This is a genomic window from Aureibaculum algae, assembly GCF_006065315.1.
Taxonomy (GTDB): Bacteria; Bacteroidota; Bacteroidia; order Flavobacteriales; family Flavobacteriaceae; genus Aureibaculum; species Aureibaculum algae.
In genome coordinates this window covers 2207295-2224868 of record NZ_CP040749.1, presented here as the reverse complement: position 1 = coordinate 2224868, position 17574 = coordinate 2207295, and the positions used below count along the sequence as shown (strand labels likewise).

General features: G+C 33.1%; 8 protein-coding genes. 3 read left to right on the top strand and 5 right to left on the bottom strand.

What is annotated here, in order from left to right:
- Nucleotides 1-46 precede the first annotated feature (46 nt).
- Nucleotides 47-1174, top strand: coding sequence for a sialidase family protein (locus FF125_RS09240; RefSeq protein ID WP_138949501.1), 1128 nt, complete (start codon nt 47-49; stop codon nt 1172-1174).
- Between the two features lie 65 nt (nt 1175-1239).
- On the opposite strand, the gene FF125_RS09235 is transcribed toward FF125_RS09240, so the two are convergent.
- The 5 genes from FF125_RS09235 to FF125_RS09215 all read right to left on the bottom strand — a co-directional run bounded on the left by FF125_RS09235 (nt 1240) and on the right by FF125_RS09215 (nt 12241).
- The gene (locus FF125_RS09235; protein WP_138949500.1) at nt 1240-3843 is read right to left on the bottom strand and encodes a sodium:solute symporter family transporter; all 2604 of its coding nucleotides are present in this window, start codon (nt 3841-3843) and stop codon (nt 1240-1242) included.
- Nucleotides 3844-4026: 183 nt separating this feature from the next.
- The gene (locus tag FF125_RS09230; protein WP_138949499.1) at nt 4027-5679 is read right to left on the bottom strand and encodes a beta-N-acetylhexosaminidase; all 1653 of its coding nucleotides are present in this window, start codon (nt 5677-5679) and stop codon (nt 4027-4029) included.
- 34 nt (nt 5680-5713) lie between these two features.
- Nucleotides 5714-6562: a glycoside hydrolase family 16 protein gene (locus FF125_RS09225; RefSeq protein WP_138949498.1), complete on the bottom strand. Its 849-nt coding sequence runs from the start codon at nt 6560-6562 to the stop codon at nt 5714-5716.
- A 550-nt stretch (nt 6563-7112) separates the two neighbouring features.
- Entirely contained in the window at nt 7113-9059 is a 1947-nt protein-coding gene (locus tag FF125_RS09220) for a RagB/SusD family nutrient uptake outer membrane protein (RefSeq protein ID WP_138949497.1), read from the bottom strand.
- A gap of 11 nt (nt 9060-9070) precedes the next feature.
- Entirely contained in the window at nt 9071-12241 is a 3171-nt protein-coding gene (locus FF125_RS09215) for a SusC/RagA family TonB-linked outer membrane protein (protein ID WP_138949496.1), read from the bottom strand.
- Between the two features lie 194 nt (nt 12242-12435).
- Here FF125_RS09215 and FF125_RS09210 point away from each other — a divergent pair, with 194 nt between their 5' ends.
- Nucleotides 12436-15459, top strand: a complete 3024-nt coding sequence (locus tag FF125_RS09210) for a ligand-binding sensor domain-containing protein (RefSeq protein ID WP_138949495.1) — start codon at nt 12436-12438, stop codon at nt 15457-15459.
- 358 nt (nt 15460-15817) lie between these two features.
- Nucleotides 15818-17560, top strand: coding sequence for a prephenate dehydratase domain-containing protein (locus FF125_RS09205; RefSeq protein WP_138949494.1), 1743 nt, complete (start codon nt 15818-15820; stop codon nt 17558-17560).
- Nucleotides 17561-17574: the final 14 nt, after the last annotated feature.

Below are 17574 nucleotides of genomic sequence, written 5' to 3'. Positions count from 1 at the left end.
TATGTTAAAATTTAAAATAACACCATCATCAAAATAAGATTTTATTATGAAAAACTTACTATTTGCAATATTTATTACAAACTTAATATCTTGTGGTACTCAGAAACAAATAACAACCGAAACAAGCATTAAAACACCTGAAAAATTAATTTTTACAGATCTATTTAATGCCTCTATAAATGATAGTGTGAATTGCTATCGAATTCCAGCCATTGTAACCGCAACTAATGGTGATTTGATTGCAGCAATTGACGAACGTGTGCCCAACTGTGGTGATTTAAAATATAGTAAAGAAATTAATATTGTAATTAGACGAAGTAGTGATGACGGTAAAACATGGTTGCCTATAGAAACTGTTGTTGATTTTCCTTATGGGCAATCAGCATCTGATCCTTCGATGATTGTAGATAAAGAAACCAATGAAATTTTTATGTTCTATAATTATATGGATTTAGATAAAGAATTAAATGTTTATTATTTACATGTTACTAAAAGTTCCGATAACGGTAAAACATGGAGCGAACCTGAAGACATAACCTCTCAAATTGCAAAACCAGAATGGCATAAAGATTTTAAATTCATTACTTCTGGCCGTGGAATCCAAACTAAAGACGGGCGATTACTGCATTGTATGGTAAACTTAGAAAGTGGAATGCACGTTTTTGGTAGCGACGACCATGGCAAAACATGGTTCTTTATAGATGTGCCTTTAATGCCTGCAGATGAATCTAAAATTATTGAGCTAGTAGATGGCACGTTGGTGGTCAACGCTCGTGTCAGTAAAGCGGGAATGCGTTACACCCATACTTCCAAAGACAACGGTAAAACTTGGAAAACTGAAGAAGAACCTCAATTGGTTGATCCTGCTTGTAACGCCAGTATTATTCGTTATACTTCTGTTGAAGATGGTTATAAAAAGAACCGATTGTTATTTTCAAACGCCAATAGCACAGACAAACGCGAAAACATGACGGTTAAAATAAGCTATGACGAGGGTAAAACATGGTCAAAAGGCAAAACTATCTATAAAGGAAGTTCCGCATATTCATCATTAACCATACTTAAAAACGGTGACATCGGATTGTTTTTTGAGAAAGATAATTACACGCAAAATCCTTTTGTTAGTTTTTCGTTAGAATGGTTGACTGATGGTAAGGATAGTTTAAAGAAATAAACACCTTGGTCTTATATTTAGAGGTTACAATTATTAGTGTCAGTGAAGTTTTTTTAATACAACAACTATTTGTTCTTCTCCCTAAATACCAAACTAAAAATATACCCAAATACAAAACAAGATGCCAATCCGAAAAAGGCATACATTAAGAAGCTAATTTCAGTATAATTACTGATATAGAATATAACAAAAGCACTAATCACTAAGCCAATTAAAGTTCCTGTCGAATTGGCTTTTTTAGTTAACATACCTAATAGAAACATACCTCCAAGCCCACCAGTAAAGAGTCCAAGTACTTTATAAAATTGATCCCAAAGTGATTTAATATCAGAACTTGCCATCCACAAGGCAAAAATCATTCCTAACACACCAGTAGTTATGGTTGCTAATCGAGCAATTTTCAATAATTTTTTATCGGCTGTTTTTGGTCTATAGTGTTTATGAAAATCATTACAGTATGCCGTTGATACAGAGTTTAAACTACTACTAATACTCGACATGGCCGCTGAGAAAATACCAGCAACTAACAAGCCTGAAACACCAACAGGCAACTCTCTAACTATATACCAAGGAAAAATAGAATCATTATTAGAAATGGCAGGTGATAGTTTCTCAGGCATTTCTGTATAAAAAATGAACAATAAGGTACCAATACCAAAAAATATAATAGAGGCCGGTAAAGTTAATACCGCGTTCGTATATAAGGTTTTTTGAGAATCTTTAACATCTGTGCTAGTCAAATAGCGTTGTACTATCGTTTGATCTGTTCCTTGAGTAACCAAAGCGGAGGCCAACCCTCCAATCAAAACCACCCAAAAAGTAGTATCTGTAAAGTTAAAATCAAAATTATCCATATTGAATTTATTATGCTCTGAGGCATAAGTAACCATTTCTCCAAATGGCATTTCAGTGTGTAATAATATCCAAATTACAGCTAAAACACTTCCTCCAAGTAAAACAACTACTTGTAAAACATCTGTCCAAATTACAGCTTCTATACCGCCAAAAGTGGTGTAAAGAATACAAAGCACGCCCATAATCATGATACTCGTATCAACAGGGATTCCGGTTACAATTGAGATGGCTAAAGAAGGCAGTAATAATACAATTCCAATTCTACCTAGCTGGAATAATATAAACGACAAACTTCCAAAAGCTCTAGCGGTATAGTTAAACCTGTCTTCTAAATATTCGTAAGCGGTTGAGATTTTTAATTTATTAAAAAATGGGATAAACACAAAGGCAATAACAGGCGTTATCAAAATAGCTGCCATGTTTAACACAAAATAAGACCAATCCGTCAAAAATGCCTTTGCGGGAATTGCCATAAAAGTAATGGCACTTAACAACGTACCAAAAACACTTAACCCTGCTGCCCACCATGGTATTCGGCCACCACCCACAAAATAATCATCAGTTGATTTCTGCTTACTCGCAAAATAGACACCAATCAATAAGGAAATTAACAGATAGGCTGCTAATACAATATAATTTACAGTACCAAAAGGTTCAGCCGCATCAGCAACAATATATTGTTGCACTTTAGGTGTTCTTATACCAGGAGAAATTTCTCCTGATACTATTATAAAACCATTTTTTGTTGAAAAACTAAGTGCGGTGACTGGAATTTTTGTGGTTACCGTTTCATCTACAAACCATTTTTTAGTAACAGTATTATAGGCAATAATCTCTTTTGAAAATCCTGGATGCTTATTTAATAATTCATTTCTATCTGATATGATTTTATTTACAATAGAATCATTAGGTTTTGAAGCCAATTGTAACGTATAATTTTCTAACTTATCAAATAAAATTTCATCTGAACCTCCATAAACCAAAATATGCATGGAACCTAAAGCCTCAGCCGAAGCTCCCATCAATACCTTCTGTTTGCCATTAATTAAAATATCACCTTCTTCCTTCCAAATTTTCTTATTTAAATCATAAGAAATATAAGAGCTCAATCCTTCTGATTTTTCACCATTAACTTCATCTCTACCTCCAAAGACAAAGATTTTTTTGGAATCACCCGTATTTTGGATTACTGATGTATGAACAGCTCTTGCATTACCTGGAAAATCCTCTAATTTTTCCCAAGTTTTAGGGTTTTTTAGGTTTAATCGATAAAACGTATTGGTGCTTTTTTCTGTATTACGTCCACCAATAACATAAACAAAATCTTCAAAAACTTCTGCAGTAGAAAAAGCTAGAGGTTGAGGTAATGAAGGGTAATTTGTAATGTTAATTTGTTTACTTTTCTTATCATAAGAAAGTAATAAAACCTTATCTGTAATACCTGATTCATTATTACCTCCAATACTTAAAATACCTTTATCAATAGTTATAGAAGCGGAATACCCCAATGGAATTGGTAATTTGGTATTAGAAAGTTCCCACTTTTCACCTTTTAAAATATAAATAGAATTGCTCCAAACTTTTTTGCCACCTTTCCATGGCATGGATTCTGGAAAGTTGGCACCACCACCAACAATATAAACACCGTTATGCTGCCCTCCAAGCATACCTGCGTATCCTAAAGAGGTTTCGTTACCTTGTTCAGCCGGTAATTCTTGTATATCAATTATCTTTACTTTGGGAAGCGTTTGCCCAGAAGCGAGAAAAATAAATAAGAATGAAAGAACGGTAGTCAATGCTGTTTTGAGCCTCATAATGTGCAAGTTAATGTCTGACGAAGATAATCAATAATTTGTATTATGTATTACATATTGAAATAATATCTCAAATATTTGAGTTCAATTTTTAAATGTACAATAAATTTAACTTCATTTTTGATATTTGAATAATGTCCTTATCGTTATAAATACTTATTAAATGGCCTACTTTAGCCTAATTTACTCATTAATCTCTTTCTCATAAAACTTAGTATGAAACCTTATACCATTACGCTTCCAATAGTTATAATGCCCTTGGTTTAATCGTATAATAAAACTATTAAAATCTTTGTTTTCTGGAGTCGACCATAGATTTTCTGCAAAGGCTGGCATTCGTGGCAATAACATATATTCCAAATGTTCAACGGAAGCAATAAACTCTGTCCAGATAGCAAATTGCCCCCCTTTTATATAGGCTTTTTCTTTTGGCAAAAGCTCTTTTGGATAAATGTTATAATTATACACTGTTTCTAGCGTATTTATACCGTAAGTTGGTCCATACGGTTCGTCTTTAGAATCCGTCTGGGGCATGTCGAAATACAAGCGGTTATTAGGACTCATAATAACTTCTTTCTCCATTTTTGCAGCCGCTATCCCACCTTTTTCCCCACGCCAACTCATTATGGTGGCATTTGTAGGTGCACCACCTTCAAGAATTTCATCCCAACCAATGAGTTTTCGGTTATGTTTTTCTAAGAATTTTGCCATTCTTTTTATAAAATAGCTTTGCAATTCGTGCTCGTCTTTTAGACCTTCTTTTTTTATTCTTGCTTGACAATTACTACACTTTGCCCAATAGGATTTATCTACCTCATCTCCCCCTACATGAATATATTCTGACGGAAATAATTCCATTACTTCTGTAAATACATTTTCCAAGAAAAAGAAAGTACTTTCTTGACCAGCACAATAGCTTATATTGATTTTATCAGTGTCTGTAACACCATTCCACAAAGAAGAATTTGGAGCCTCTTGCTCATGTTTTTCGCATGAAAATTCGGGATAAGCTGTTAGAGCCGCCGCCGAATGCCCTGGCACATCAATTTCAGGAATAACTGTAATATTTCTATCTGCCGCATATTTGACAATTTCTTTTATCTGCTTTTGCGTGTAAAATCCGCCATAAGTGTAAGGCTTACCGTCTAATTTTTTAGTATATGTTGAATCTGGTTTATAAAAAATACTACCAGGAATTTCTTTCCGCCAAGCACCTACAGAAGTTAATTTTGGATACTTTTTTATTTCCAAACGCCATCCTTCATTATCCGCCAAGTGCCAATGAAAAACATTTAATTTGTAAAAAGCCATTAAATCTAACACTACTTTAACTGTGTTCACAGTATAAAAATGTCGGCTCACATCTAATAACATGCCTCTCCATTTTACATTGGGTTTATCAGTAATGGCAACGCATGGCAATTGTATTGGTGTTTGCGTGTTATAATTAAAAATATACTGCAACAATGATTGCATACCATAAAAAAGTCCAGCTTTTGAATTGGCTTTAATACGAATTTCAGATTCGTTTATATTAAGTTCATAGCTCTCCGTTTCAAGTGCATTTATAGAATTTTTTGTGAGTTCAAATACTATATTCTTAGTATTATTTGCTGTTCTTGAAATTGCTACGCTTGTTTCTTCTTCAACTATTGAAGATAAATAATCGGTAAGTAATATGCTATCTGAAGTATCTATTCCATTTAATTTAAAACCTGTTTTATTGTCCAAGGTAAAAGTACCCTGTTGTGGTTCTATTGAAGTTGGTGCAGGGATAATTTGGGCGTATCCCAAAAAAGGGAAAATGGCTAGTATAAGGTAGAAGAACTTTTTCATTGTATTTATTTTTTTTCGTAATCCTTTGTTTCAACTACTCCACAAGTTTCCATACTTTGACATAATCAATTGCCATTTCATATGGAAAATTATCAGTTGAATTAACATTACCAGGCCAGAAATTAATACCCGATTGCCCTTGATCAGCACAGGCATAATTAAGAATAATATAAAAATCGGTCTCAAACGGCCAAGAATCTTTATTTACACCTTTAGGCTCATGTGTCAAGGTTAATTTACCATTGACATATAATTCAATTTTATTAGGTAATTTAACAACGCCATATGTGTTGTATTCCGTAGTAGATATTTGAGGTGTTTTACTTGACGAGATATGTTTATTTTCACCGTCAGATTGGTGCATTACTTGATATACGAATGCATCCGTATTGAGGCGTTCCATAACATCAATTTCGCCTCCTTTGGGCCATCCTTCATAAACTGGATTTTGAGGCATTAGCCAAATGGCTGGCCAGCCACCATTACCTGCACTTGCAAATTTGGCTTTTACCTCCATTTTTCCGTACTTAAAACTAAATTTATCCTTGGTTTGAATAGCACCTGTTTCTGGTGTATTTGAATCCAAATTCCATCTCGCTCTAAGGTGTAAGTTGCCATCCTTAACTTCTGCCAAATAGGCATCATTAGGCACCACATAATGATTCCAAGCAGACGACCAACTCTGTGTTTGATAACTACTCCAATAGTTGGTGTCATAAGCATCTCCGTTAAATTCATCTTCATAAATTAATTTAAATTTCAATTGAGGCTCTTCTTTTATAATTTCATCTTCAATATTACTGCTCGAACATGAAGCTAGTCCAATACAAATTGTTGCAGATACTAAGGTGATTTTAAATAAATTAATTGTAATTGATTTCATTATTTAATTGAATATATTAAAATATCGAATTTGACAATGCTCAAAATTTGCATAATAACTTAATAAAGAATTGATTATGTCACGCAAAGTCGGCACAGGATAAAACACAAAGCTCATAAAGTATAAAATTACAATAGATCTTTCCAGTAGATTTCCTATCTCTTTCTAACTACTTTTTATCCATCTTACTAATAATCTCTCTCAATAAATTATTGTGTTCTTCTTTAAGTGTAATAAAATTTGTTACCCAAGTATATATTAAATAAAGTATTCCAAATACTATGGCTATATAAACGATGAGCATTAAAAAAGGGATCAAATACATTGTTTGAATTTTAAAGTTTATAAATTTGATTTTAATAAAAGACCAAAAAATTATTCACTATCAATCACCTGTTTTATATAAATCCACACTTTTCAATCTGTTTATAGATGCTAACTAGGTAATGAACTTTCTTAAAGGTAAAAGGTTTTGAGTTACCTATTTTTTATAAAAAAACCCCGCCATTGATTCAAAAAGACGGGATTTAACTAACTCAAATAAATATGATTATTGTGCTGATGAACCCGCCTCAACTAACCAACCTGGGTTCTGATAGATAACAGAATTACCAGCATCCCCGCTTTCACTTGTAATTAAGAAGTGATTAAAGGCAATTGGGCTTAAATAATGAGCAGGATTCCAGTTATATCCGTTATAGAAATTGTTATTTGCTTGAACAATCTGATAAGGCCTAATATACATGCTATTTGATTGTGGCGAAACATTAGGACTAGCGTCTGGTTCTGCTTTTAATTGCGAGTTGCCATCGTCATCTTTATACCATTCTTTCATCGGACCCCAAACTTTAAAACCTTCAATTACATAATCAGAAACCTGATCTAAAGATCTCCATCTTTTTAGGTCATCCAAACGCATGCCTTCTGCAATAAACTCAGATCTTCGCTCTCTTCTAATATTATAAAGCGTAGGATCTACTAGGCTACCTTGAGAATATTTGGCCCAATCGTTTTCTTGAGATAAATCAGTTGCAGCAACGGTAATACTATAATCAGCTGGCATTCCCGCTCTTTCTCTTAATTGACCCCAGTAACTTACTGAGTTTCCATCTAAACTTCCATTCTTCACATAATCAGCTTCAATATAGTTTAGGTAAGCCTCAGAAGCTCTAAACACTATAGCACCAGTAACAGTTGGGTTTGCCCCTGTTAACATGTCAGCATCAGGATAGATACCTTTTTTAATTGAATATCCAGTCACTGCTCTATTCTCTGAAATTTCAAACAGACCAGGTATTTCTTCAAAGGTTTCTCCATTTATATAAGTAATAACATCACCAGGTTCTTTAGTAAATAAACGCAATCTGTCATCTCTATCGTCAAGTACATCTTCAATATAATCATCTCCATTGTAACCCGAACCGCTTGCATAAATAGGTAAGCCATTTTTCATTAAATAACTATCTACATAACCTTTGGTATATCCGGTATTGGCACCATTATTTAAATAGTGCATTGTATGATGTGAAACAAGATCTTCATCATAATCTCTCCACATCAACACTTCGGAATAACCAGACATATCTAAATCACCAAACATGGCATAATAAGGATTGTCAAAAACATCTCTTCCTTCTGTATTTCCATTACTTGGAGTTAACGGAGCATTGCTTGCAACAACTTCTGCGGCATTCATTGCTTCGGTTAAAAAGAAATCTATCTCACTATCAATATCAATATTAAAACCAGATAAATAGTCTTTATTTGCACCAGGCCACCCAGGTCCACCAGGTACATGAGCCGTTCCTTTATGATAAGTTAACCAAGTACCTTCATATAAGGCAACACGAGATTTGAAAAGCTGTGCTACCATTGGGTTTATTCTGTTCTTATTCCCATCAATATTTGTTAACATTTCAAGAGCTTTGTCCAAATCAGACAAAATAAAACGAGCAACCTCATTTCTTGGTCTTCTTTTTGAAACTTCTATCAACTCTTCTTTTACATCAGGCAAAATGGTTGTAATAATTGGAAAATCTCCAACGCTTTGCAACCTATTAAAGTATTCATAAGCTCTTAGAAAGTAAATCTCGCCAATATAGTGCCTTACGTTTGCCTCATTTCCACTGATTTCACCAGCTTCATATCTTGGAAGAACAACATCTAAAAAATAGTTTAAATTTCGGATAGTCCCAAAATACCAAGAGCCCCCACTTGTACCCACTCTGTATTGCCCAGGAACCCATAGATTACTAGCACCAGTACTAGCTTGGTTGTCAGTACCATTATCATATGTAAAAGTACCTGCACTCCAACCGCCATGTGAAGGGAAAGAATAATTAGAAATAGCATACGCTGCTAAATCGGCTTCCGATTTTAAATAAAAATCGGGTGTTACATCAGACAAGGGTGCCCTGTCTAAAAAGTCGTCATTACAAGCGGATAAACCAACCACTAGTAGACTTAAAATAAAAATATGTTTATATAATTTTTTCATTTTTTAAATATTTAAAAAGTTAAACTAAGACCAGCTGAAATTACTTTGGATAAAGGATAAATTTTACCATTACCCCAATCGCCTCCTGTAGTTTCTGGATCAAAAATGTCACTCATTTTTGTAAACGTTACTAAGTTTTCACCTGATACGTAAAACCTTAATTTAGAAATTTTTACTTTTTCTGTGATGTTAGATGGAATAGTATAACCCAATTGAATATTTTTTAATCTTAAATACGCACCATTTTGTAAATATTTCGTTTGGGTAGCAAAATTCTTCCAACCAGAATCAAATAGTGGTCTCGGATAATAAGAATCTGTATTTGGTCCAAATGGACTTGTAGTATCCTCAGGTCTGAAATAATCTAGATGATTTGTAAAACCAGCTGATTGCCACATATTTGAATTGGCACCTGAAAAGTAAGGACCACCAACAGCTACATCTCTCTTTGCCACACCTTGGAAAAATGCTCTAAAGTCAAAACCTTTATAGTTAGCATCAAAATCAATACTATAGCTATATCTAGGTGTACTATTACCAATAACTGATAAATCACCATGGTCGTCTAATGTATTAGATCCATTGTTAATTGCAGGATCATCGTCTAAATTTTGGTACATCATATCACCAGCAGCCCAGTTAGAACCCATTCTGTCTTGATTATGCTGTGCCAACCAATCATTCATTTCAGCATCAGATTTAGCTATTCCTTTCGTGGTATATCCCCAAATCTCACCGAATTCTCTACCGCTATACCATTGATTTAAATTTCCACTTTCATTTGGATAAGAAGTTACAAACTGCCTAGTGTCTGATAAAATGAATTTAGCACCATAAGAGAAATCGTTATAAGAATCTCTCCAACTTATTTCTAAATCAAAACCTTTTGATTCCATATCAGTATTGTTAACACTTGGAGGATTAGCTCCTAAAACACCAGGTAATTCAGGGGCAGGCCCAACCATATCAAAAGTAGTTCTGTTATAAACATCGAAGCCCAAACCTAATCTGCTATTAAATGCTCTCACGTCTAAACCTACGTTCCAAGAAGTAACTCTTTCCCAAGTTAATAAAGTACTTACAAGTCCTGGAGGGTATGCAGTATTTGGTTTTGCACCATTTACTAACCAATTACCATTATCTACACCAATACCCATACTAGGATAAAATGGATACCAGTTATTCGTATTTTGATTTCCTAACTCACCGTAAGATCCTCTAAGCTTTAAAAGACTAACGTGTTCAGAAAGCTTACTGTCTTTGTAGAAATTCTCGTTAGAAATGTTCCAACCTGCAGAAAAGGAAGGGAAAAACTGCCATCTTTTATCATCTAAAAAGCGTGAAGAACCATCATATCTACCATTAACCTCTAATAAATACTTGTCTTTATAGTTATAATTTAATCTACCAAAATAACCTTCAATAGCCCAATGTTGATAACCACCATAACCTCTAGTATCTCCAGTAGAAGTATTAATAGTAGGTAAACTTGTAGTTATTACATCATCTCTGTTAACACCTAAGTTACGTGTTTTAGTTAATTCTGATTGGTAACCAGCCATTACTTTAAATTCATGATCTTCATTTAAGGTTAAAGTATAGTCTGTGTAAACATTAGGACTAAAGTAATTAGACTTGTAACCACTTTCATATATTCTTGAACCACCTGATGCCCATAAAACATATTGCAACGCTGCCGGAGAAGCGACACCATCTTCGTCATAACTATAAATTGGTAAAAATTCATTATGATTAAATGAATTACTAATTTTATAGTTCATATTGGCATATATGTTCCAATTCTTAATTGGGGTAAATTGAACATTTAATTGTTGTACTAATTCATCGTTCTGATCTTTGTTTCTACCATTTTCTAAATGAGCTATTTCGTTACCATAGACATAATTGCCATTAGGATCTCTTAACGGTACTGTAGGCCATCTTCTGGCGATATTATGGAAAAATAAACCACTTTGATAAGAAGATCTTTCATAATCTATTCTTGTCAATCGGCTTAAATATGTTAATTTTAATTTTTCAGAAATTTTCGCACTTATTTTCGAATTTACGGAGTAACGGTCATATTGATCATTACCATAATTAAGTAGACCTTCTTGATCTAGATAATTTGCAGACAAGTAATAGTTCACTTTTTCTGTACCACCATTTACACTTAAATTATGCTCTTGTGAAGCTGCTGCATCTTTATAAAAAATATCAAACCAATTGTTATCAGCAAAACCACCTGTGTATGAGTTCCAATTATTACTAGAACTATTCCAATCAGTTTCTGTAGTTAAAGTTCCCGCCCTATGATCTCTAATTTTTTGCATCACATCATCTGAGAACTTTGGAGATTGTCCAGCATTAGCAGCTGCTTCATTCCAATAAGTAGCAAATGATTCTGAATCTAGCATATTAGGTTGTAATATTGGACTTGTAGATCTGAAGTTATTGTTATAATTCACGGTAATTTTACCATCTTTCCCTGATTTAGTGGTAATAAGTATAACTCCAAAAGGAGCTCTAGAACCATAAATAGAAGATGAAGCTGCATCTTTTAAAACAGATATACTTTCTATATCTTGTGGGTTTAAGGTATTCATGTTACCTTCCATACCATCAATTAATACTAATGGAGAACCAGAAGAGCCCGCACCGATGGTACCAGAACCTCTAATATTAAAACTCACTGAATTATCAAGTGCACCACCAGCATTGTTTACCGAGAAGTTCATACCTGCAACTGCACCTTGTAAAGCCGCAGCTACATTAGTAACAGGTCGGTCAGCCAAGGCTTTACTATCAACGACTGAGACTGATCCAGTTAAATTAACTTTTTTCTTTGTACCAAAACCTACAATCACTACTTCATCTAATATACTAACATCTTCTGCTAATACGATGTTTATTGTAGCGTCGCTAGCTTTTATTGTATAGGTTTGAGTTTTCATACCCACAAACGTAAAAACAAGTACATCACCAATATTAGTGTTAATGGTATAATTACCTTCAAAATCAGTTTGTACTCCAGTAGTTGTACCTTGAATGACAATGTTTACACCTGGCAAAGGCTCAGCATTTTCATCGGTAATTGTTCCGCTAATTAGCTTTTCTTGTGCAACCAAGCTTATAGTGCTTAATAGTAAGAGGAAGCTAATAAAAACTTTAATTTTCTTCATATTAATATTTGTTTAGTTATAAAACAAAAGTAATATGTATAACATACGAAATATCATTTTTAAGGGGTACATTTAGGTTACATCATGTTACATTTAGGTTACACTTTGTTAAATAAAAAATTCCTCTAGCATTTTATATTCAATAATTAAAACTATTTTTACTGAAATTATTATATAGATAAATTAAGTTAACAATGCGTGCATTCTTATTACTATTCTTTTTTGGTTATTGCTATTTATATTCTTTCCAAACCATAGCACAAAATGTAATGCTACAATTTCAAGATATTTCTTTCGAAGATGGTATTTCCGATAGTAGAGTGGGTAATGTAATTCAAGACAAGGAGGGATTTGTATGGCTAACTTCAAGATTAGGAATAGATAAGTATAATGGTCAAACCATGAAGTCATATCAATTTTTACAAGAAAAACAGGCTGAAATTAATACATTAATACAAAGTGATAAAGGTAATATTTTGGTAGCCACAACTAGAGGACTTTATTTTTTAAATACAGAAAAAGACAAATTTGATTTATGGCAATCGCAAGATTCAGTTTTAAACAATCATCTAGACTCTAATATTCATACCATTAATCAATTAAAAGATGGTAAATTTATTTGTAGCTCTGCTACTGGATTTGTGTTTACATTGTCTTTTGAGGAAAGAGATAGTACAACTACTCATCAATTTCTAAAATTTCCTAATGGTTCAACTGAAAATTATGGAACGGCACTATTTCAAGATAAAAATGAAGTGGTTTGGATGGGTACTAGCCGTGGCGATTTGTGGGTCTATAAAGGTGATGGTTTTAAACCCACTAGCTTTACTAAATCTAATAATAAGGTCTATATTAATGATATAGTTGTTGATGAAATTGGTGAAATTTGGATCGGCACTAATGGTAATGGACTTTTTCAATATAATCCAGATTTGCATCGCATTAAACACTATATGTCTTCCAATAGCAATACTTCGCAGAGCATAAATAACAATATGATACTTTGTCTTTATGCAGATACAAAGAATAATATATGGATTGGTACAGATGGAGGTGGACTTAACCTTTATAGTAAAACAAATAATAAATTTTCTTATTTTCAGAGTGATAGTTATAGTAAATATTCAATTTCGGATAACGCCATACTCGATATAAGTCCTGGACAGGATAATGTAATATGGACAGGCACAGTGCATGGAGGAATTAGTTATTTCAAAAATAACATGACTCTTTATAATATACCGCCTTCCAAGTTAGGAATTGATCAAAAAGACAAACAGGAATCACGCATTTTACAGGCTAACGATGGTGATTTATGGCTTACTGCTGGTAGAAACGGATTAAGAAGATATAATCCCAAAACGGGTAAATTATCTCTTTTTACCGATAATCCAGAAGATGAGAGTGATTTGAGCGGAAGTAATATACTATCCTTGTACGAAGATGATCAAGGCCGAATTTGGATAGGTACACTTTATGGAGGTCTAAATATCTTCAACCCTAAAACAGATAAATTTTTAAAGGCTGAAGACTGGCACAAACCTAGAGCTATTTTTACCATAACACAAGACAAAGATGATTATATCTGGGTTGGCAGTAATACTGGGATAGTCGTTTATAATGCTGATTTAAAAATAATAGAGAAATATGATATAAATGCTAACCTAGGTCTTACTAGTAACGTGATTACTTCTTTTTATAAAGATGTAAAAGATGAAATGTGGATTGGTACCGCCGCAGGGCTAAATGTATTTCAACAAGGCAGATTTAAATCTTATTTACCTATTCAAGGAGATAGTAATTCTATAAGTGGGAGCCGCATACTTAGCATAGCCGAAGATGATAATCTTTCCGTTCTTATAGGTACTAATGGTTACGGATTGAACCGCTATATTAGGAGTAGTGACACCTTTAAAAGGATAGGTAAAAAAGAAGGTTTAGAAGCTACTTTTATTAGAGGTATTTTACAGGATGATGAAAAGAATATATGGTGTAGTACTAATTTAGGATTAAGCAAAATTTCGCCAGATGGTAATGTGATGAACTTTAACACTTATGATGGGATCACACCTTTTAAAAATAGCAAGGCATCATACGGTTTTAATGGATATATCTACACCGCCAATTCATTTGGATTAACCTACTTTAAGGCGAATGATTTAACTAATAACCATTCCTTAAATCCGAATGTGTTTTTTACTAATATATCACTAATCAATAAAAAAGGAATAGAAGTAATTCCATTTAAGAATTATTTAAAAAATGAATTGGAAATTAATCAACTTATTTTACCCGCAGATAATGTAATGCTTACTTTAGGTTTTGCCACATCAAATTATTGGGATCCTAAAAAAAATACGTATACCTACAAACTTGATGGATTTCATAAACAGTGGCAAACTATTGGCAATCAGCAAATACTTACCTTTTCAAACTTAAAACCAGGAGACTATAGGCTTCAGATAAAAGCTCTTAATAATGAGGGTATTGAAAGTACACATATCGCTTCACTGAACATTACAGCTTTGCCTTCTTTTTGGGAAAAACCTTGGGTAATAAGGTCGTTATTTTTACTTGGAATTGCAATGGTATTTGGCTTATTTAAATGGAGAATGTCATTTATTAATTTCCAAAAAAGAAAACTTGAACTTATGGTAAAACGAAAAACAGAATTAGTAGAAACACAAACTAAAAAAATCTATAAGAATAACTTAGACTTGTTAAATGCAGAAAAGGCCAATCAGGAATTATCGCAACGGCAACTCGAAAATGAACTTAATTTTAAAACTGATGAGTTAACTAATCATACCTTGAGAGAAATTCATAAAAACAAATTGCTAAGTAAAATAAAGAATGATATTGCAAAAGAGGCAAAACAGAATAATAATAATAATAATCTAAAAGCAATTGTAAACCTTATCGATGATAGTTTAAACTTAGATAAGGATTGGGATGATTTTTATAATTTATTTCAACAGGTACATCCTTCGTTTATTTCAAATTTAAAGAAAAATTGGCCCAATATTTCAGATAGGGAATTGAAGTTATGTGCATTAATACGTTTAAATTTTTCATCGCAACATATTGCCACACTATTTGGCATTTCAGAGAGCTCAATTAAAGTAGCACGTCACAGGTTAAGAAAAAAATTGGAAATTGAGGAAAATCAGAGTTTTCAAGATTTTTTTGAGCGTTTGATGTTAGAAGTGTCTACCTAAGTTTTAAACAATTTTATATAAGTGTAATGCTTTCTCATTTTTAATTTAAAAATTCTGCCTAATTTTTAAATAATCCGCAAAAAATATAACAAAACATAAAAAATAATTTGTTTTTTAATTTTTCAAGTATAGATTTGTCTTTTCAAAAGTTAAAAATGAAAATTAACAACACTTGGCAAGCTTATTTTTACTTCTTCTATTTTTATAAGATGAAGCGAGGCTTTGTTGGTGTTTTTGAACAATAATTTATAAACACAATCATATAAAAGCCTCGTTAATTCGAGGTTTTTTTATGAACTGATTTAAACTTTTTAACGAAAAGAAAAGGACTGAATCAGTTCAAGGAATTTTATTTTATATGAACATAGCAATTCAAGGTATATTGGGCTCATTCCACCATATTGTGGCACATCAATATTTTGGTAAAGACATTGAACTTACGGAGTGTCTTTCATTTGATGAAATGCCACAATTAATTAACGCTAATCAAGTTGATGGTGCGGTAATGGCTATAGAAAACACCTTGGTTGGTTCAATTTTATCTAATTATGCTTTAATTAATGAATTCGATTTAAAAATACAAGGCGAGGTGCATTTGCCTATCCAACATAATTTGATGGGGTTGGAAGGTCAATCATTAACAGACATTAAAGAAGTTTGGTCGCATCCAATGGCAATACTACAATGTAGAATATTTTTTAGAGATTATCCTGAAATTAGGCTGGTGGAGGCATCTGATACTGCCGAGGTAGCTAAACAAATTCAAGATAAAAAATTAATAGGAATTGCAGCAATTGCGAGTAAGAAAGCTGCTGAAATTTATAATTTGAATATTATAGAAAGTAAAATACAAACTAGAAATCAAAACTATACTCGTTTTTTTATTTTAAAGAAAAAGAATGGAAAAATTGAAACACCAAACGTAATTAATAAAGCGTCCATACCGTTTATAACACACCATCATACAGGTAGCTTATCTGATATTTTACGTATTTTTGCGGACTTCAATATGAATTTGTCCAAAATACAATCACTACCTATTATTGCTGAACCTTTATCAAACCAAGACTTTTATGGGCAAGATGCAACCTACTCAGGCAACCAACTGAATTACACTGATAATGGTGATGGTACAATTACCGATAATATAACCGGATTAATTTGGGAAAAAGATATGGGTGATAAAATCACTTTTGATGACGCCTTTACCAAAGCTGAAAATTCTACTTTAGGTGATTATACCGATTGGAGAGTCCCGACGTTAAAAGAACTCTACTCTTTGATTAATTTCACAGGAAGGGTGCAAGGTGAAACCGCGATTGATCTATTTATCGATACCAATTATTTCAATCAACCCATTGGTGATGTAACTATAGGCGAAAGAGAAATTGATGCCCAGACGTGGTCATCAACAGCATATGTAGGGCTAACAATGAATACAGACGAAACATTATTTGGTGTAAACTTTATTGATGGTAGAATAAAAGGTTACCCAAAATTTAAACCTGCATCTGGGGCTGAGAATGAAATGTATTTTAGAATGGTTCGTGGCAATACAGCATATGGAGAAAATGATTTTATTGATAATGGAGACGGTACTATTAGCGATTTAGCTACTGGCCTAATGTGGCAAAAAGCAGATGATGGAATTTCTAGAGACTGGGAAGATGCCCTTGAATATTCTGAAAATTTAGAATTAGCTTCGTTCAATGATTGGAGGTTACCCAATGCCAAAGAATTACAAAGTATTGTTGATTATACAAGATCACCACAGACTTCTAATTCTCCTGCCATAAACCCAATATTTGATACTACAGAAATCAACTACCCTGATGACAATTCTGGTGGACATTATCCTTTCTTTTGGACCAGTACAACACATTTAGATGGTGTAAATCCATACAGTGGTGCCGTTTATATTGCATTTGGTGAAGGCTTAGGAGAAATGAATGGTGTTCTTTTAGATGTTCACGGTGCAGGTTGTCAAAGAAGTGACCCAAAAAGTGTTGACATTAATGATTACCCTCAATACTCTGGCCCTCAAGGAGATATTAGATATGTTTATAATTATGTGAGATGCGTTAGAGCTATAAAACTTTAGCAAACGAAATAAAA